Consider the following 16,847-nt stretch of genomic DNA (forward strand, 5'->3'; position numbering starts at 1 on the left):
TCGGCGTAGAAACACCTCGGCTCGCCGACAATGGCGGTGTGGGCGAAGAGGTGAAGCAGACCGACTTTTCTCGCGCACAGCGCCGCGAGTACCGCCGCAAGGTGCAGCTGTGCCTCGATGTCTTCGAGACGATGCTCGCCCAGTCCAGCTTCGAATTCGACCGACCGTTGACCGGCATGGAGATCGAGTGCAATCTCGTCGACGGCGACTATCAGCCCGCGATGAGCAACCAAGAGGTGCTGGCGTCGATCGCCGACCCGGCCTATCAAACCGAATTGGGTGCCTACAACATCGAATTCAACGTTCCACCGCGACGGTTGCCCGGCCGGGCCGCACTGGAGTTGGAGGCCGACGTCCGGGCCAGTCTCAACGCCGCGGAAGCGAAGGCGAACTCCAACGGCGCGCACATCGTGATGATCGGCATCCTGCCGACGCTGATGCCCGAACATCTTTCGGGCGGTTGGATGAGCGATTCGACGCGCTATCAGGCGCTGGAGAACTCGATCTTCACCGCGCGTGGCGAGGACATCCTGATCGACATCGCGGGGCCGGAACGGTTGAGCCTGCAGCTGGCGTCGATCGCGCCGGAATCGGCGTGCACCAGCATGCAACTGCACCTGCAGGTCTCCCCCGCCCAGTTCGCGAACAACTGGAATGCCGCCCAGGTGATTGCGGGTCCGCAGTTGGCACTCGGCGCCAATTCGCCGTACTTCTTCGGCCACCAGCTGTGGCCCGAGACCCGCATCGAGTTGTTCGCCCAAGCCACCGACACCCGACCCGACGAGCTCAAGTCGCAGGGCGTTCGTCCGAGAGTGTGGTTCGGCGAGCGGTGGATCACGTCGATCTTCGATCTGTTCGAGGAGAACGTCCGCTACTTTCCGTCGCTGCTACCCGAACTGTCCGACGAGGATCCCGTTGCGGCGCTCGGCGACGGTCGCACCCCGCAACTGGCCGAGCTGCGACTGCACAACGGCACGATCTGGCGATGGAACCGGCCGGTGTACGACGTCGTCGAGGGCAAGCCACATCTCCGTGTGGAGAACCGGGTGCTGCCCGCAGGGCCCACCGTTGTCGACATGTTGGCCAACGCGGCGTTTTACTACGGCATGCTGCGGACGCTGTCCGAAGAGGACAGGCCGCTGTGGACCAAGATGAGTTTCGCTGCGGCACAACATAATTTCGTCGCGTCGGCCGAACACGGCATGGAGGCCATGCTGTATTGGCCAGGCCTCGGCGAGGTGACGCCCGACGAATTGGTGCTGCGCAAGCTGTTGCCGATGGCGGATGAGGGGCTGCGCCGCTGGGAGGTGGCAAGCGAGGTGCGCGACCGGTATCTCAGCGTGATCGAGGGTCGGGCGAAGACCGGACGCAACGGCGCCTCGTGGCAAGTGGCCACCGTGGCGGCATTGCAGGAACGGGGTATGACGCGGCCCAGCGCACTGGCCGAGATGCTGCGCCTGTACTGCGAGCGGATGCACAGCAACGAACCCGTACACACCTGGGATGGCCCGGACTAGCCTGAGTGACATGACGTCTGACGACATGATCGATTGGGACGGCGCGTACCGCGGGGAAGGTCAATTCACGGGTCCGCCGCCGTGGAACATCGGCGAGCCGCAGCCCGAATTGGCTGCGCTGCACCGCGACGGCAAGTTCCGCGGCGACGTACTCGACGCCGGCTGCGGGCACGCCGAACTGTCGCTCGCATTGGCAGCCGACGGCTACCCGGTGGTCGGAGTGGACCTCAGCCCGACGGCGATCGCCGCGGCCACCAGAGCGGCGCAGGACCGGGGGCTGACGAACGTCTCGTTCGTCCAGGCCGACATCACCAACCTCACCGGATACGACGGCCGCTTCGACACGGTCATCGACAGCACGCTGTTTCACTCGCTGCCCGTCGAGGGTCGGGATGGCTATCTACGGTCTGTGCATCAAGCGGCCGCACCCGGCGCGTCCTACTACATACTCGTTTTCGCCAAGGGCGCGTTCCCCGCCGAGATGGAGCCCAAGCCCAACGAGGTCGATGAGGACGAGCTGCGCACTGCGGTGTCGAAGTATTGGGAGATCGACGAGATCCGGCCCGCGGCAATACATGCCAACGCGATCGAAGTCCCCGACGCGCCGTTCGAGATGCCTGCGCACCCGACCGACGACAAGGGCAGGGTCAAGTTTCCCGCTTACCTGCTGACGGCGCACAAAGGTTAGTGCCCGGCCCTGGCGGGTTGGCCCGCTGAGGTGTCTTCGTCGTCGACCATGGTGCGTTCGTCGAACGGCTTGTCGCCGTCGAGCACCTGATGCATCTGTCGGTGGTCGACGGATTGAGTCCATGCGCCGATGAGCACCGTGGCGGCCGCATTGCCCGAAAAGTTCGTCAGTGCACGGGCTTCCGACATGAACTTGTCGATGCCGACCACCAAGCCGATGCCGTCGAGCAATTCGGGGCGGTGACTCTGCAGGCCTGCGGCCAGCGTGGCGAGGCCCGCACCGGTGACACCTGCTGCGCCCTTGGAAGCGATCATCATGAACACCAGCAGACCCAGCTGCTCACCGATCGACAACGGCTTGCCCATCGCGTCGGCGATGAACAGCGATGCCATTGTCATGTAGATGGCGGTGCCGTCGAGGTTGAATGAATACCCAGTCGGCACAACGATTCCCACGGTGGTGGGTTGCACGCCGGCATGCTCCATCTTCGCGATCAGTCGCGGCAGCGCGGATTCCGACGACGACGTGGCGAGGATCAACAGGTATTCGCGCGCGAGGTAACGCACCAGTTTGAACACGGAGACTCCTGCGGCGAAGCGCAGCAGCGCACCCAGTACGCCGAACACGAAGATGAGGCAGGTGAGATAGAACGCCAGCATCAACACGCCCAACTGGATTACCGCGTCAAACCCGGTGTCGCCCACCACCTTAGCGATCGCGCCGAACGCGCCGATCGGCGCCAGCCACAGGATCCCGCCAAGGATGCGGAAGACCAGTTTCTGCAGCAGAGCGACGCCACGAAGCAGCGGCTCGCCGGCGGCGCCCATTGCCTGAATGCCGAACCCGACCAGCAGCGCAACGAACAACGCCTGCAGCACGTTTCCTGCGGTCAGCGACGAGAACAGCGTCTTCGGGATGATGTCCTGGATGAAGTCCATGGTGCCGCCGGAACTGTGCGCCTCCGACGCGAGCTTTGCGCCCGCACCCGGATCCCCATGCGCGTTGAGGCCACTGCCGGGGCTGATGACGTTGCCCACCAGCAGGCCGATGCCCAGCGCTGCGGTCGACATGACGAGGAAGTAGCCCAGTGCCAACCCGCCGACCTTGCCGACGGACGCCACCTTTCGCACCGAACCGATGCCGAGCACGATGGTGCAGAAGATCACCGGCGTGATCATCATCTTGATCAGGTTGACGAACATCGTGCCGAGCACGCCGAGCGATTTGCCTGTGTCGGGCGCGAGCAGGCCAACCACCACACCGGCGACCACACCGACGATCACCAGTATGTAGAGCCAATGTGTGCGGTCGCGTTTGGGTTGCTTCTCGTCGGCCGACTTGGCCGGGCCGTCCTCTACGTGCGTCATCTGCGGCTCCCTCGGTGTCGTGCACCTGGGATAGCCAGAAGTGCGCTACGTCACACCTGTGTGGTCGCGACGGCCAACGCCTCGGCGAACTGATCCAGGTCCTCGGCGGTCGTGTCGACATGCGGCGACGCCCGAAGCACCGGAGTGGTCATCTCGAAGGGTGCGCGCTGCAGCTCGGCATAGGTCGTCACGATGCCGCGTTCGGCGATCAGCCACGACCGCACGCGCTGCGGGTCGGCGCCGTCGACGGGCTCCAATGTCGTGATCGCGGTCGGCTCGTCGACCGGCTCGACGACTCGCCACCCCTTCACGTCGGCGAGCGCGGTGCGCGTCATCCGGCCGACCTGTGCGAGGCCGTCGCGGATGTTCTCCGGCCCGGCAGCCAGATGCTCACCGAGGGCGATCGAATAGCCAACGCGCGCAGCGATATTCGTCTCGCCGAGGTCAAGGGATTCCATCACCGGGATCGGCAAGCCCCATTCCGGTGGCGGCAGCCGCGGCCGCAACCGCTGAGCCAGATCGGGGTGAATCGCCAGGGCACCGACGCCACGCGGACCCGCCATCCATTTGCGCGACGAGCTGTAGACGGCTGCGGCGCCCACCGCACAGTCGAGATGTCCGAGTGCCTGCGCGGCGTCCACCACAAGCGGCAGACCGAGATCGCGGCACACGTCGGCGATTTCGGCCAGCGGCTGGGCCAGCCCCCGGTGGCTGGCGAGGGCGGTGATGTGAACCATGGCGGGTGCATCATGGGCCAGTTGCCGCGCGGCGTCGTCGACGGCGAGCCTGCCGAGGTCGTCGGCGGGCAGCGCACTGATCCGAAACCCGTTGGCTGCCATGACCGCGAGGTTGGGACCGTACTCACCGGGCAGACAGCCCACTGATCGTTCGCCGGACCAACTGCTGAGCAGGATGTCGAGGGCGTTGTTGGAGCCGGTGGTGAAGACGACGTCGGAACCGGTCAAGCCGGTCAGTGCGCCGATGGCCGCGCGGCCCGCGTCGAGCACAGGCGTTGCGGCTTCTGCGGCGACGTACCCGCCAACTTCTGCCTCATGTCTGGCGTGCTGCGTTGCCGCGTCGATGACCGCGAAGCTCTGCCGCGAGCAGGCGCCGCTGTCGAGATGCAACCCGGCGACCTTGGGCCGGGCCGCGCGCCACTGCTCGGGCAGGTTCATTTGGTCGACAGGGACAGCCCGAAGTCACCCGCGGGGTCGGTCCACCAATGGGTGCGGCGCAGACCCGCCGCGGCCAGTTCGGCTTCCACCCCCTCGGGCCGGAACTTGCACGACACCTCGGTCAGCATCCCCTCACCCTCGGCGAAGTCAACGCTCAGATCCAAGGCGCTGATCCGAACGTGTTGTACGGTCGATGCCTGCAACCACATCTCGATGCGCTCCTCGGCGGGGTTCCACTTCGCCACATGCTCGAACGCGCCCAGATCGAAGTCGGCGTCGAGGTGCCGGTTGACCACAGCGAGCACGTTGCGGTTGAACTGGGCCGTCACCCCGGCGCTGTCGTCGTAGGCACGCACCAATCGATCGGTGTCCTTGACGAGGTCGGTGCCCAGCAGCAGGCTGTCGCCCGGCTGCAACGTCTCCGCCAGCGTGGACAGAAATTCGGTTCGCGGGCCCAGCGTCAGGTTGCCGATCGTCGAACCGAGGAACACCACCAGTCGTCGGCCGACGCGCGGGATCTTGCCGAGGTGCTCTTCGAAATCGCCGCACACCGCATCGATTTCGATGCCCGGGTACTCGCGTTCGATTGCCGACCCCGCCGCCTGGAGTACGCTCGCGTCCACGTCGAACGGGATGAACCGGCGCAGGGCTCCACTGTCGCGCAATGCGCCCAGCACCAGGCGGGTCTTCTCCGAGGTACCGCTGCCGAGTTCGACAAGCGTGTCGGCACCGGACGCGGCGGCGATCTCAGCTGAGCGCGCCCGCAGAATCTGCGCCTCCGCACGGGTGGGGTAATACTCCGGGAGCCGGGTGATCTGGTCGAACAGGTCGCTGCCCGTTGAGTCGTAGAACCACTTGGGCGGCAACGACTTCGGCGTCTGCGTCAACCCGTCGCGCACGTCTCGGCGCAGGGCCTGTGCGGCGGAGTCGGCGGCTAGATAGTTGGACAGCGAGAGGGTCATGGCGATCCTTTCAGTGGGATCAAGTCGACACGCGATCCCTCGACCAGCACGAGATGGCGATCGGGGATTTCCTGCCAATCGGGGTTGTCGTCGTATGGTTCGCTGGCCAGCACCACGCCGTCGTCTCGGCGTAGTACCGACAAGGTGTCGCCCCACGTGGTGGCATGTAGTTGAGATCCGTTGGCCGCCAAGATGTTCAGCCTGGCATTGGGGTCCGCGGCGGCGAGCTCGACGATGGTTTCGCCGAGCGCGTCGAGACCTCGCTCAAAGATCAATGCGGCCAGAAGCGCGCTGTCGACGGTCGACTCGGCTTTGGCGGACAACGGCAACACCCCGCGGTCGACCAAGCCGTTGTGGGACAGCAGCCACTGTCCGTCGCTGAACGGCGCCGACGCCGACGGTTCGATCGGCATGCCGATGGAGGCCGAACGCACCGCAGCGACAACGCAATTGCTGCGCAACGCCGGTGCCACCGACGCGAACGACGCGTCGCCCCACAGTGGTGCGGCGCTACGCCACCGACGCGCGACCCCTTCGTCGAAAAAGCCAACGCCCCAGCCGTCGGCGTTCATCAGCCCGTGCTTCTGCCGGCGAGGGGCATACGACTGGACCAGCAGCCCCGATGCCGGCTCAAGCACCAGAGACGCGATCGATCGCGGTTCGCCGAGCCAGCCGAGGTGCCGGCACATCAGGCGTCCCAGGCCAGGCGCACGCCGGAGAAGATCTGTCGGCGGATCGGGTGGTCCCAGTTGCGAAAGCTCGGCCGCAGGATGCCCGCCGCGACCGCCCATGATCCGCCGCGCAACACTTTGTAGTCGCCGTCGAAGAAGGGCTGTGAGTACTGCTCATAGATCATGGGCGTGAACCCGGGCCACGGCCGCAGCGGCGACGTCGTCCACTCCCACACGTCGCCGAGCATCTGCTCGGTACCGTACGCCGACGCACCGGCCGGGTAGGCGCCAACCGGCGCCGGACGCAGCGCGTCACCGCCGAGATTCGCCAGCACATCGGTGGGTTCGGTTGCGCCCCAAGGGAATCGGCGACGCTTACCCGCTGCGGGGTCCCAGGCGGCCGCCTTCTCCCATTCGATCTCGCTGGGCAACCGCGCACCGGCCCACGCGGCGTACGCCTCGGCCTCGAAGTAGGTGACGTGCTGCACGGGTTCGTCGGCGGGGATCGCCTCGACGTGTCCGAACCGGGTGCGCGTGCCGTCTGGATTCCAGAACTGCGGCGCGCTCAGGCCAGCCTCCTGCCGATGCCGCCACCCGCGCTCCGACCACCAGCGTTGCTGTTGGTAGCCGCCGTCGTCGACGAACTGTCGCCATTCGCCGTTGGTCACGGGCACCCGGCCGATGCGGAAGGCCGGCAGGTCGACCACGTGCGCGGTCCGCTCGTTGTCGAGCGAATGCGGCTCGCTGACGGCGTCGACGCCGAGGACGAATTCCCCTGCCGGAACCAGCACCGAAGTACCCGCGACGCCCGACCGTCCCGGTGGCAACGGCGATCCGGTGCTCAACAGCGGCGGACCAGTCCGCAGATTCAGTGCCTGCAACATGGTTTCGTCGTGCTGGTTCTCGTGGCTGATCACCAAGCCGAAGTTGAAACCCGTGTCGTCATCCGGCAATGCGTCCAACGTGTCGAGCACTTTGTTTCGCACCGTGCGGCAGTAGGCGCGGGCATCCGACGGCGGCAGCAGCGGCAGATTCACCCGGCTGGCGCGCGAGTTCACGAACGCGTCGTAACACCGCTCGACTTGCGGCTCCAGCAATCCGGGCTTGTCGGCGTTGTTACCGCGAAGCAGCCAGAGTTCTTCCTGCCATCCGATGTGCGCGAGGTCCCACACCAGCGGGCTCATCAGCGGGTCATATTGCCGGTGCAGTTCGGCGTCGTCGAAATCGACGAGCCGCAACGTGCGGTCCCTCGCCTTGGTCAGCTCACGCGCAAGCGTCTCGCGTGCGGCCACTACTCCCCTTGCGCCAGTTGAGTGATCGCCGTTGCGATCCCGTATTTGACTGCCCGGTCGGAGAAATCGTCGGCCGGACAGCGTCCTTTCTCGACCGAACGCACCAACTGCGCCATCGATTCCTCGATTTCGGCGGGCGCTCGCTCGGCGGCGACCGCCACGCAGCGAGTTGCCGCCTCGCGCAACCGGCGGTCACCGAGGCCGATCTGGGCCGCGCGGTCCCAGGCCGTGGCCACCGGTTCGGTGACTTCTGCGGCGATGTCGGCGGCCACCGGGTCGTCGAGCAGGGTGACAAGGGTGAACACCACGGCCGGCCACACCGTATCGGGCAGGCTGTCGAGGTAGCGGATCTCCAGCCAGCGCCGCGGCCGCACCGGTGGGAACAGCGTCGTCAGGTGGTACTCGAGGTCCGCCTGCGTCGGCCTGCGACCGTCGAGCAGCACCCGCCCGTCGGCCCAGTCCGCGAACGGCACCCAGTCCGTCACGGGCACGGCATCCATTTCCGGGGTCGGGTGCACCAGCATCACCGGCGCCTTCAGCGCGTAGCGGGCCCAGTCGGCGGCCGGGTCGTCGCCGTTGGTCCCGAGGATGGGGCCGCAGCGCGCCGAGTCCAGCTGGCTCCACACCCGCTGCCGCGTCGACTGCCACCCGGTGAACTGGCCGCCAAGCAGCGGCGAGTTGGCGGCGATCGCGATCATCGTCGGGCCCAGCGCATGCGCCAGCCGCACCCGGTCTGCCCATCCGTCGCGCGGGCCCGCATCGAGGTTGACCTGTACGGATGCCGTCGACGTCATCATCGCCGCACCGGCTTCTCCGGTTTGGCTGGCCGTGAAGAACTGCTCCATCGCCAGATACCGGTCGCCCGGGTTCACCCGTTTGGCCGGCCGCAGCGGGTCGGCGCCGAGGAGCACCAGGCCGAGGCCGGCCTGCGCGAACGCCGCCCTCAGTGTCGCCCGATCAGCCGTCATCGCGGCGATGGCGGTCACGGGGTCGTCCATCGGCGGACCGGACAGCTCGACGGCGCCGCCGGGTTCGACGGTGATCGCGCTGCCGCCGGGCAGTGCCGGCACTCGCGTGATCGCGTCGGTCAGCTCGGCCCAGCCCGGGCGACGCGTCGGATCGGCAAGATCGAAGCAGTGCGCTTCGACTTCGAGGCCCACCTTTCCGACGGGACCGTCGGCAAGACACGTCTCACCGATGTGCTGCGCAGCGGCATACGCGCTGGTCAGCTCGCCAGCCTGCGCTTGCATTGGATGAGCGTCGTCCACCTCGGACGGGATGGCGAAGGTCATGTCTTCCGGCCCCTTTCGGGTAGGGAACGATCGCGGCCTTCTATCCATCTTCCAGAGCACACCGACAAAATCCCGCGATTTTTGGATGACGCGTTGGTGACACGTACCCAAAAACGTTGCCTGCTACTGCCCCAATGTGTTCTGCATCGCCCCGGCCAGCACGTTCACCGCCGGGCCGCCGTTGCCAGATTGGCAGACTTTCGCCTGCAGCAGAACGTTCTCGCGCTTTCGGGTGGTGGTGAAGCAGCGGCGGTCGGTCCCCGCCTCCTGTTTCACCCAGTCCGCGTCGGTCGCCCCGGCCGGCCCGCCGCTGAAGCTCCACACCTGAGTGGTGAAGTTGTCCAGGTGCATCGCGGTGGTCTGGCCATTGCAGCCCGCGGTTCGGTCGACGACGCGGTGGAAGGCGCGGTCGGCCGCGTCGCTGGTGGCGAACACCCCGACCGCCTGCTTGACCATATGCGTCTGGTCGTTGTCGGCGGTCTGCGCGACCGCACCGTTGAACGACGCCAGGTCCGGATCGAGGTAGACCTCCGGCAACCCGACGTCGGCCCAGTTGTTGCAGGCCGGCTCGTCGACGTAATACGACTGGAACGGATCGGTGTATGTCCACGCGAACCGCAGTGGCGCGCCGACGATGTTGCTGACCGAACCCTTGCCCATCACCGCGTAGTTCACCACGCCGGGGTCAGACGGACGGGCTTGTGCGGGCGCAGCCACCGCAAGACCGACGGCCAGCACAACGCCTGCGCCCGCGGCGGTCCGCACCCGCTAGACCTTCGCCGACAACGTGACGTCGATATTGCCGCGGGTGGCCTTGGAGTACGGGCAGACCTGGTGGGCCTGGTTCATCAGATCATCGGCCGCGCTCTGCTCGAGGCCCGGCAGGTAACCGATCAGCGCAGCGTTGATCGCGAAGCCCCCTTCGGGGTCCTTGCCGAAGCCGACCCGGGCGGTGATCCCGCTCGCGTCGTCCAGGTCGATCTTGTTGTTACGCGCGACAAGTCGAAGCGCGCCCAGGAAGCACGCCGCGTAGCCGGCGGAGAATAGCTGCTCGGGGTTGGTGCCCTCGCCGTTGCCGCCCGCTTCCTTCGGCATGCGGGTGTCGAGATCGATCCTGCCGTCTGACGACTTCACGTGGCCGTCGCGGCCGCCCCCGGTTGCTGTTGACTCAGCGGTGAAAACGACTTCGATGCTCATGGGCTCGATCATGCCAGCCGGCACGACAACGGCAAGACGCCCCGGCCGAGGGGTGACCGGGGCGTCTTGGGTGACAAGTTGTTACGACGGGCGTGGTGCAGTGGTGCTCGGGGTGCCCGGCTGTTGCGGTCCGGGACCCTGTGGCCCTTGGAAGTTCGGGCCGCCGGGTCCCATCGGGAAGGGACGTTCGAACTCGCCGCGCGGCGGACCCATCGGGAACATCGGCGGCGGCCCCTGGTGGATGATGCCGAATTCGCGGTCGCCGTCACCGTGGTGCCAGCCGCCGCGGTGGCCGCCGGAATGCGCGCCGAGGAAGAAGCCGGAGAAGAAGACGACGGCGACGATGAAGACGACGCCCGCCACAATCCCGACCCAGGCGGCAACCGCGGTGAGCCGGCTGTGGCCTCGCGGCTCGGTGACTACAGCGGGCGGCTCGGTCGGCGGAGGCGTGGCGGTGGCCACTGGGCCGGTCGCAGGTTCAGAGGACGTTGGTTCGCTCATGTATCCGAGGATGCAAGCGATGCCGATGCGTCCGTGATGAATTGCTTATGAATCAGCTGTGAATGCTCCAATGTGTTGCTGGCGCGTGGCGCGGGTACAGGTGCAGTCATGAACAGCGACGCGCTAATCGCGGTGTCGGGCCTGCTCATGCTGGGCGGCGCCGCGCTGACCGGGGCTTTGTGGGGCACTCAATTGGTGGCAGCACCACTGCGGTGGTTGTTGAGATAACCGGGACTACGCCTTCACGGGGTTCACTGCGAACTGGATGACCCGGTACGGCGTGTTGTCGCCGGGGCCGGTGTTCCACTGGCTGATGAACACCCGCAGCTCGTCGAGCGTCGAGCCGGGTGAGAGGTAGCCGCCGTACGGCTGTGCCAGCTGGTTGTTTTCCGGCGGGCCCAGCTCCTCGGCGGGATCGGGCCAGGTGCCTGCGACGACAACCGTCGTAACCGGCGCGGTTCCCAGCCCGGTCGGATCACCCGCGACGCGCACCTCCATGTTGCCCGTGCTGGCGTTGAAGTACGACAGCACCGTCTGGCCGTCGATCTGTCGCACACTCATTTCGCCGACGCGATCTGGCCACAGCGGTGTCGGCGGCTTGCCCCAGCCACCCTGAGCCGACCAGCCCTGCCAGGTGGCCCGATCGGTGAACGTTTCCTTCTTCGCCCGGTACAACACCGCCGGCCCGCTGCGGTCGAAGTTGTTGGCGACGAGATACACCCAGCCGGTTGGGGAATCCGGCTTGGGGATCGGGTCGTAGTAACCGCTGACCTGCGACTGCGTGGCACCCTCGTAGCTTGCGGGCCGGGCAGAGTTCGGGACCGTAGGCCAATTACCTTGTGCCGGATTGGCTTTCACCAGCCTGGAATTCTGCGGCACCAGATCCTTCACCGTCGTCACCATCAGGTAGTTGTCCCTGTTGATCTGCACAACACCCGCGGGCAACTGCGACATCCCCGGCGGTGTCGGGTCGGCCAGCAGCGGATTCATGTTGCCGGTGACCCGGTCGTAGCGCACGCCCGTCGGGTCGTCGATCGAGTCGCCGTCGACGTGCAACGCAATCGGTGAGTGCCAGGGCCCGAACCCGACGCCTTGTCCTGCGAAGCTGTCGCCGCACACCTGCAGGATGCCGTCGGGGAACTCCATGAACTCGCAGAGGTCGGTGGCGCCGATGTCGTAATCGCTTGTCGGCGTACCAGTTCCGGCCGCGGGCGCGATACGGATCACCTGACCGGGCGCCAACGGCGGCAGCACGGGCGCGGGGACGGGCTCCGGCTCTGCATGCGCCGGCGAAACTGTATTCCAGCAGAGAAAGATCAAGAAGAGGCCTGCTGGAATACAGTTTCGGCGCAAGGTTAGCCTCGAGCCAGCAGCTCAGCGATCTGAATTGTGTTCAGCGCCGCACCTTTTCGCAGGTTGTCGCCGGAGACGAACAGCGCGAGACCGCGACCGTTTTCCACCCCGGAATCCTGGCGGATCCTTCCGACGAGCGACTCGTCGACACCCGCGGCGGCCAGCGGCGTGGGCACGTCGACCAGCTTCACCCCAGGCGCCTCGGCCAACAGCTGACGCGCATGTTCGACCGAAAGCGGCCGCGCGAATTCGGCGTTGATCGACAACGAGTGCCCGGTGTAGACCGGCACCCGCACGCACGTTCCGCTCACCAAGAGGTCGGGGATGCCGAGGATCTTGCGGCTTTCGTTGCGCAGCTTCTGGTCTTCGTCGGTCTCGCCGGAGCCGTCTTCGACGTACGAGCCGGCAAGCGGGACAACGTTGAACGCGATCGGGGCGACGTATTTGTCTGGCGCGGGGAATTGCAACGCCGAACCGTTGGCCACCAACTCCCTGCTGTCGCCGACGACGGCGCTGGCCTGTCCGAACAACTCCTCGACGCCTGCGATGCCACTGCCCGACACCGCCTGGTACGTCGAGGCGATCATCCGGACGAGTCCGGCCTCGTCGTGCAGCGGCTTGAGCACCGGCATCGCGGCCATCGTCGTGCAATTCGGGTTGGCGATAATGCCTTTCGGCCGGTTGCGGGCGTCGCGCTCGAAGTTGACCTCGCTGACCACCAGCGGCACGTCGGGGTCCTTGCGCCACGCTGACGAGTTGTCGATGACGACCGCTCCCGCCTCGGCGAACCGCGGCGCCTGCACCCGCGACATCGTCGCGCCTGCCGAAAACAGGGCAATGTCAATGCCACTCGGATCAGCCGTCGACGCGTCCTCGACCTCGATCTCCTGACCACGGAACGACAGCTTCTTGCCCTGCGAGCGCGCCGACGCGAAGAACCGAACACTGGTGGCCGGAAAGTCCCTCTCCTCCAACAGCGTTCGCATCACCTGGCCGACCTGACCGGTCGCACCAACCACACCGATGCTGACCATTACCGCCCCGTTCCCGCGTAGACAACCGCCGTCTCGTCGCCACCGAGTTCGAACGCCTCGTGCAGCGCCAGGACCGCCTTGTCCAGCTCAGTGTCCTTGATCAACACCGAGATTCGGATCTCCGAGGTGGAGATCAGGTCGATGTTGACGCCGACCTCGGCGAGCGCCTCGCAGAACTTCGCCGTGACGCCGGGATGGCTGCGCATGCCCGCGCCGACCAACGACACCTTGCCGATGTGGTCGTCGTAGAGCACCTTCGAGAACCCGATCTCCTCCTGCAGGGAGGCCAGCTTCTCCACTGCGCCAGGGCCGCTTTCGCGCGAGCAGGTGAACGTGATGTCGGTCTTGCCGTCCTCGATCTTGGAGATGTTCTGCAGCACCATGTCGATGTTCACGTCGGCGTCTGCGACCGCGCGGAACACCTTGGCGGCGTAGCCGGGTACGTCGGGGATGCCGACGATCGTCACCTTCGCCTCGCTGCGATCGTGAGCGACTCCGGTGATGATGGCGTCTTCCATGGGGATGTCCTCTATCGATCCGGTCACGAACGTGCCGGGCTTATCTGAATACGACGACCGGACGTGGACCGGCACGTTGTAGCGGCGGGCATATTCGACGCAACGCAGCATCAGCACCTTGGCGCCGCACGCGGCGAGCTCGAGCATCTCTTCGAACGTCACCGTGTCCATCCGCCTGGCGTTGGGCACGATGCGCGGGTCGGCGGTGAAGATGCCGTCGACGTCGGTGTAGATCTCGCAGACGTCGGCCTTGAGCGCCGCGGCCAGTGCGACCGCGGTGGTGTCCGACCCGCCGCGGCCGAGCGTGGTGACGTCCTTGCTGTCCTGGCTGACCCCTTGGAAGCCGGCGACGAGAACGATCAGGCCCTCGTCGAGGGCGTCCTGCACCCGGCTCGGCGTGACGTCGATGATCTTGGCGTTGCCGTGCGTGCTGGTGGTGATCACGCCCGCCTGCGACCCGGTGAACGACCGCGCCTGCGCGCCCAGCGAGTCGATGGCCATCGCGACCAGCGCGTTGGAGATCCGCTCACCGGCGGTCAACAGCATGTCCATTTCCCGCGCCGGCGGCGCCGGGCACACCTGTTTGGCCAGATCCAGCAGGTCATCGGTGGTGTCGCCCATCGCGGAGACCACGACGACGACGTCGTTGCCCTGCTTCTTGGTTTCGACGATGCGTTCGGCGACGCGGCGGATCCGTTCGGCATCCGATACCGAGGATCCGCCGTACTTCTGTACGACGAGCGCCACTGTGAAACCTTTCTTGGCGGGGTTCATCTAAGAATAAGGGGTCTGCGCACACCATTTACTCCGCCGGTAGCGTCAGGATGTGGTCAAGACCGACGAGCGCTTGCGCGAGGAGCAGACAGCCACGGCGCAGACCCGAGTGCCCATCCATCCGCACCTCGCGCAACGCTGGAGTCCGCGGTTGTTCGACGCAGACGCCGTGCTCGAGGCCGACGACCTGGTCGCGGTCCTCGAGGCGGCACGCTGGGCCGCCACCTGGGGGCACCGTCAGCCGGTGCGCTTCCTGGTCGGACTGCGTGGCGATGAGACCAACACCAAGATCGCCGGGCTGCTCAAGCGCGGGAACAGCTACGCCAAGGCCGCCGGGGCGCTGGTGATGGTCTGCGTCGACGAGGGCGAGGACGAGCGGACCGCACGATATGCCGCCGTCGACGCCGGTGCGGCGATCGCGCAGTTGACCGTGGAGGCGACCTCGCGCGGTTTGATCGCGCACCCGATGGCGGGGTTCGACGGCGACGCCGCGCTCGAGGTGTTCGGCATTCCCGAAGGAGTCCGTCCCATCGCGGTCGTCGCGGTCGGAACGCTTGGCGACTACGACAACGCGCCGCCCGAGATCGTCGAACGCGACGCGAAGGGGCGCGACCGGCTGCCACTGGAGGACGTAGCCTACGCAGGCACGTGGGGCCAACCGCTGCTGTGACTCAGGAGCAGGCCTTGGCCAACTCGTCGAGACCGTTGGAGATCCTGGCGTTCAGCGCCGCCATCTCGTAGACCGCAGGCGGCGCAGGCGCGCCGGGAGCACGCGAGTCGGTCTGTGAGCGCACAAGGGACAGCTTCCCGACGAAATCGTTGGCCAGGCTGGCGACCGTCGTCGCCGTGCGCGCCAGGTCGGGCTTGGTCACCTTCTGCGCGCGTTCGGCCATGCCGTCGGCCCATGCCTGATATGCGGCTTCCTCGGCGACCGTCGGGACGCCTTTCGCGTCACCGGTTTTCGATGCGATCTGCTCACCCTGGGCCCGGTTGAAGTCCAGCAGGTCCTTGACCGGACGGCACTCCTCGGACGGTCCGGCGAACACCGTGTAGCGCAGCACCAGCGCCGCAACTGCGACCACCACGACAGCAATGGCGACCCACCAACGCCGGTCTAGTTTCATCCGACGAACTTAACCCGTCCGAAACACCGCGAGCCTGTCCACGTAACAGAAACATTGATTACTACCAGTGAACGGCCCTGGCGAGGGCCGCCCACTCCAGGAGATGTAGATGGATACAGGAACCACGGCATTCATGCTGTGTTGCATCATCGGGCTGACGATGATGATTCCCGGGCTCGCGCTTTTCTACGGCGGCATGGTGTCGGTCAAGAGCTCGACCAACATGATGATGATGACGTTCGGCGCGGTGGCCGTCGTCGGCGTGCTCTGGGTGCTGTTCGGGTTCTCGATGACGTTCGGCACGTCCTACGGCGGCTTCGTCGGCAGCTTCACCGAGTTCGCGGGCATGAAGAACCTGACCGAGCCGATGACCACCATCAACGGCCTGCCGGTGAGCCTGTTCTCATTGTTCCAAGCACTTTTCGCGGCGATCACGGTTGCGCTGGTTTCCGGTGCGGCAGCCGACCGGATGAAGTTCGGCGCCTGGATGACGTTCGCAACGGCGTGGGCGATCCTCGTCTACTTCCCCGTCGCGCACTGGGTGTTCGCGTTCGACGGCGTGGTGACGCCGGACGCCAAGGGCGGCTGGATCGCCAACCAGCTCAAGGCCATTGACTTCGCGGGCGGCACGGCTGTGCACATCAACTCGGGCGCGGCGGCGCTCGCCGTCGCGATCGTGCTCGGCAAGTCGCTCGGATTCGGCAAGTTCCGCAAGCCGCACAATGTGCCGCTGACACTGCTCGGTGCCGGACTGCTGTGGGCAGGCTGGTATGCGTTCAACGGTGGCTCGGCGCTGGCCGCAGGAACCTCGGCGGCCATCGTCATGGTCACGACGTTCACCGCGACCTGCGCTGCGACGCTGGCGTGGCTCGGCGTGGAGAAGATCAAGGACGGGCACGTCACCGGCGTCGGCGCGGCGTCGGGTGCAGTGGCCGGGCTCGTGGCCATCACGCCCGCGTGCGGCGCGGTCACCCCGGTCGGCTCGATCTTCCTCGGCCTGATCGCCGGTGCGATCTGCCCGTTGGCGGTGGGCCTGAAATCCCGCTTCGGCTACGACGACTCACTGGACGTGGTCGGCGTGCACCTGGTCGGCGGCGTGATCGGCACGCTGCTGATCGGCTTGTTCGCCAGCGCAAGCATGCCGAACAAGACCGACGGCCTGTTCTACGGCGGTGGGCCCGAGCAACTGTTGAAGCAGGCGATCGCCGCGGGCGCGGTGATGGCCTACTCGTTCGTGGTCGCGTACATCATCGCGTTCGTCATCAAGAAGACGATGGGCATTCGCATCTCCACTGACGAAGAGGAAAAGGGCATCGACGCGAAGTTCCATCGGGACGCCGCGTACGAACTCCAGCCCGCCTGACGAGCTCCGGCCGGCGCGG

Annotated in this window: 17 protein-coding genes; 4 read left to right on the forward strand and 13 right to left on the reverse strand. The window is 66.4% G+C overall.

Translation table 11 applies throughout. The features are described 5' to 3' along the window. Positions 1-38: 38 nt before the first annotated feature. Together J3E61_RS07065 and J3E61_RS07070 are read left to right on the forward strand one after the other, a co-directional pair. Positions 39-1,517, forward strand: coding sequence for a glutamate--cysteine ligase (locus J3E61_RS07065; protein WP_192724532.1), 1,479 nt, complete (start codon positions 39-41; stop codon positions 1,515-1,517). A 10-nt stretch (positions 1,518-1,527) separates the two neighbouring features. Continuing rightward, positions 1,528-2,205 carry a class I SAM-dependent methyltransferase gene (locus tag J3E61_RS07070; protein WP_210083080.1) on the forward strand — a complete coding sequence of 226 codons (678 nt, stop codon included), beginning with the start codon at positions 1,528-1,530 and terminating at the stop codon, positions 2,203-2,205. On the opposite strand, the gene J3E61_RS07075 is transcribed toward J3E61_RS07070, so the two are convergent. The 12 genes from J3E61_RS07075 to J3E61_RS07130 all read right to left on the reverse strand — a co-directional run bounded on the left by J3E61_RS07075 (position 2,202) and on the right by J3E61_RS07130 (position 14,314). After that, the gene (locus tag J3E61_RS07075; RefSeq protein ID WP_210083081.1) at positions 2,202-3,572 is read right to left on the reverse strand and encodes a cation:dicarboxylase symporter family transporter; all 1,371 of its coding nucleotides are present in this window, start codon (positions 3,570-3,572) and stop codon (positions 2,202-2,204) included. The two genes, J3E61_RS07070 and J3E61_RS07075, sit on opposite strands and share 4 nt — an antisense overlap. A gap of 50 nt (positions 3,573-3,622) precedes the next feature. Further along, positions 3,623-4,747 (reverse strand): ergothioneine biosynthesis PLP-dependent enzyme EgtE, encoded by a 1,125-nt coding sequence (gene egtE / locus J3E61_RS07080; RefSeq protein WP_210083082.1) that lies wholly within the window; start codon positions 4,745-4,747, stop codon positions 3,623-3,625. After that, complete coding sequence (egtD, locus tag J3E61_RS07085) at positions 4,744-5,709, reverse strand: L-histidine N(alpha)-methyltransferase (RefSeq protein ID WP_210083083.1); 966 nt, start codon at positions 5,707-5,709, stop codon at positions 4,744-4,746. The genes egtE and egtD overlap by 4 nt, the downstream gene beginning before the upstream one ends. Continuing rightward, positions 5,706-6,398, reverse strand: coding sequence for an ergothioneine biosynthesis protein EgtC (gene egtC / locus J3E61_RS07090; protein ID WP_210083084.1), 693 nt, complete (start codon positions 6,396-6,398; stop codon positions 5,706-5,708). The genes egtD and egtC overlap by 4 nt, the downstream gene beginning before the upstream one ends. After that, on the reverse strand, positions 6,398-7,672 hold the full coding sequence (gene egtB, locus J3E61_RS07095; RefSeq protein ID WP_210083085.1) for an ergothioneine biosynthesis protein EgtB: 1,275 nt from the start codon (positions 7,670-7,672) through the stop codon (positions 6,398-6,400). The genes egtC and egtB overlap by 1 nt, the downstream gene beginning before the upstream one ends. Continuing rightward, entirely contained in the window at positions 7,672-8,922 is a 1,251-nt protein-coding gene (egtA, locus tag J3E61_RS07100) for an ergothioneine biosynthesis glutamate--cysteine ligase EgtA (protein WP_210085464.1), read from the reverse strand. The genes egtB and egtA overlap by 1 nt, the downstream gene beginning before the upstream one ends. A gap of 165 nt (positions 8,923-9,087) precedes the next feature. Then, positions 9,088-9,729, reverse strand: a complete 642-nt coding sequence (locus tag J3E61_RS07105) for a sensor domain-containing protein (RefSeq protein WP_210083086.1) — start codon at positions 9,727-9,729, stop codon at positions 9,088-9,090. Between the two features lie 3 nt (positions 9,730-9,732). Continuing rightward, positions 9,733-10,161 carry an organic hydroperoxide resistance protein gene (locus tag J3E61_RS07110; protein ID WP_210083087.1) on the reverse strand — a complete coding sequence of 143 codons (429 nt, stop codon included), beginning with the start codon at positions 10,159-10,161 and terminating at the stop codon, positions 9,733-9,735. A gap of 81 nt (positions 10,162-10,242) precedes the next feature. Next, positions 10,243-10,662 carry a hypothetical protein gene (locus tag J3E61_RS07115; RefSeq protein ID WP_210083088.1) on the reverse strand — a complete coding sequence of 140 codons (420 nt, stop codon included), beginning with the start codon at positions 10,660-10,662 and terminating at the stop codon, positions 10,243-10,245. Between the two features lie 234 nt (positions 10,663-10,896). Further along, positions 10,897-12,015 (reverse strand): DUF4185 domain-containing protein, encoded by a 1,119-nt coding sequence (locus J3E61_RS07120; protein WP_210083089.1) that lies wholly within the window; start codon positions 12,013-12,015, stop codon positions 10,897-10,899. Positions 12,016-12,017: 2 nt separating this feature from the next. After that, a complete protein-coding gene (locus J3E61_RS07125; protein WP_210083090.1) occupies positions 12,018-13,049 on the reverse strand; it encodes an aspartate-semialdehyde dehydrogenase in 1,032 nt (343 codons plus the stop codon). After that, positions 13,049-14,314: an aspartate kinase gene (locus tag J3E61_RS07130; protein ID WP_210083091.1), complete on the reverse strand. Its 1,266-nt coding sequence runs from the start codon at positions 14,312-14,314 to the stop codon at positions 13,049-13,051. Before J3E61_RS07130 ends, J3E61_RS07125 begins: the two co-directional genes overlap by 1 nt. Positions 14,315-14,414: 100 nt before the next feature. Here J3E61_RS07130 and J3E61_RS07135 point away from each other — a divergent pair, with 100 nt between their 5' ends. Beyond that, positions 14,415-15,011: a nitroreductase family protein gene (locus tag J3E61_RS07135; protein ID WP_210085465.1), complete on the forward strand. Its 597-nt coding sequence runs from the start codon at positions 14,415-14,417 to the stop codon at positions 15,009-15,011. A gap of 1 nt (position 15,012) precedes the next feature. Here the strand turns inward: J3E61_RS07135 and J3E61_RS07140 are convergent, their stop codons facing one another. Continuing rightward, a complete protein-coding gene (locus tag J3E61_RS07140) occupies positions 15,013-15,465 on the reverse strand; it encodes a hypothetical protein (protein WP_192724545.1) in 453 nt (150 codons plus the stop codon). Between the two features lie 109 nt (positions 15,466-15,574). Here J3E61_RS07140 and J3E61_RS07145 point away from each other — a divergent pair, with 109 nt between their 5' ends. Next, positions 15,575-16,828 carry an ammonium transporter gene (locus J3E61_RS07145; RefSeq protein WP_192724546.1) on the forward strand — a complete coding sequence of 418 codons (1,254 nt, stop codon included), beginning with the start codon at positions 15,575-15,577 and terminating at the stop codon, positions 16,826-16,828. The last annotated feature ends 19 nt before the right edge of the window (positions 16,829-16,847 follow it).

The sequence above is a fragment of the Mycobacterium sp. OAE908 genome (genome assembly GCF_017872775.1).
Lineage (GTDB): Bacteria > Actinomycetota > Actinomycetes > Mycobacteriales > Mycobacteriaceae > Mycobacterium.

Coding starts and splice junctions, on each gene's coding strand:
- J3E61_RS07145 (WP_192724546.1), top strand. CDS start 15,575: ATGGATACAGGAACCACGGCATTCATGCTGTGTTGCATCATCGGGCTG.
- egtD (WP_210083083.1), bottom strand. CDS start 5,709: ATGACCCTCTCGCTGTCCAACTATCTAGCCGCCGACTCCGCCGCACAG.
- J3E61_RS07140 (WP_192724545.1), bottom strand. CDS start 15,465: ATGAAACTAGACCGGCGTTGGTGGGTCGCCATTGCTGTCGTGGTGGTC.
- J3E61_RS07110 (WP_210083087.1), bottom strand. CDS start 10,161: ATGAGCATCGAAGTCGTTTTCACCGCTGAGTCAACAGCAACCGGGGGC.
- J3E61_RS07115 (WP_210083088.1), bottom strand. CDS start 10,662: ATGAGCGAACCAACGTCCTCTGAACCTGCGACCGGCCCAGTGGCCACC.
- J3E61_RS07125 (WP_210083090.1), bottom strand. CDS start 13,049: ATGGTCAGCATCGGTGTGGTTGGTGCGACCGGTCAGGTCGGCCAGGTG.
- egtE (WP_210083082.1), bottom strand. CDS start 4,747: ATGAACCTGCCCGAGCAGTGGCGCGCGGCCCGGCCCAAGGTCGCCGGG.
- egtC (WP_210083084.1), bottom strand. CDS start 6,398: ATGTGCCGGCACCTCGGCTGGCTCGGCGAACCGCGATCGATCGCGTCT.
- J3E61_RS07075 (WP_210083081.1), bottom strand. CDS start 3,572: ATGACGCACGTAGAGGACGGCCCGGCCAAGTCGGCCGACGAGAAGCAA.
- J3E61_RS07070 (WP_210083080.1), top strand. CDS start 1,528: ATGACGTCTGACGACATGATCGATTGGGACGGCGCGTACCGCGGGGAA.
- egtA (WP_210085464.1), bottom strand. CDS start 8,922: ATGCAAGCGCAGGCTGGCGAGCTGACCAGCGCGTATGCCGCTGCGCAG.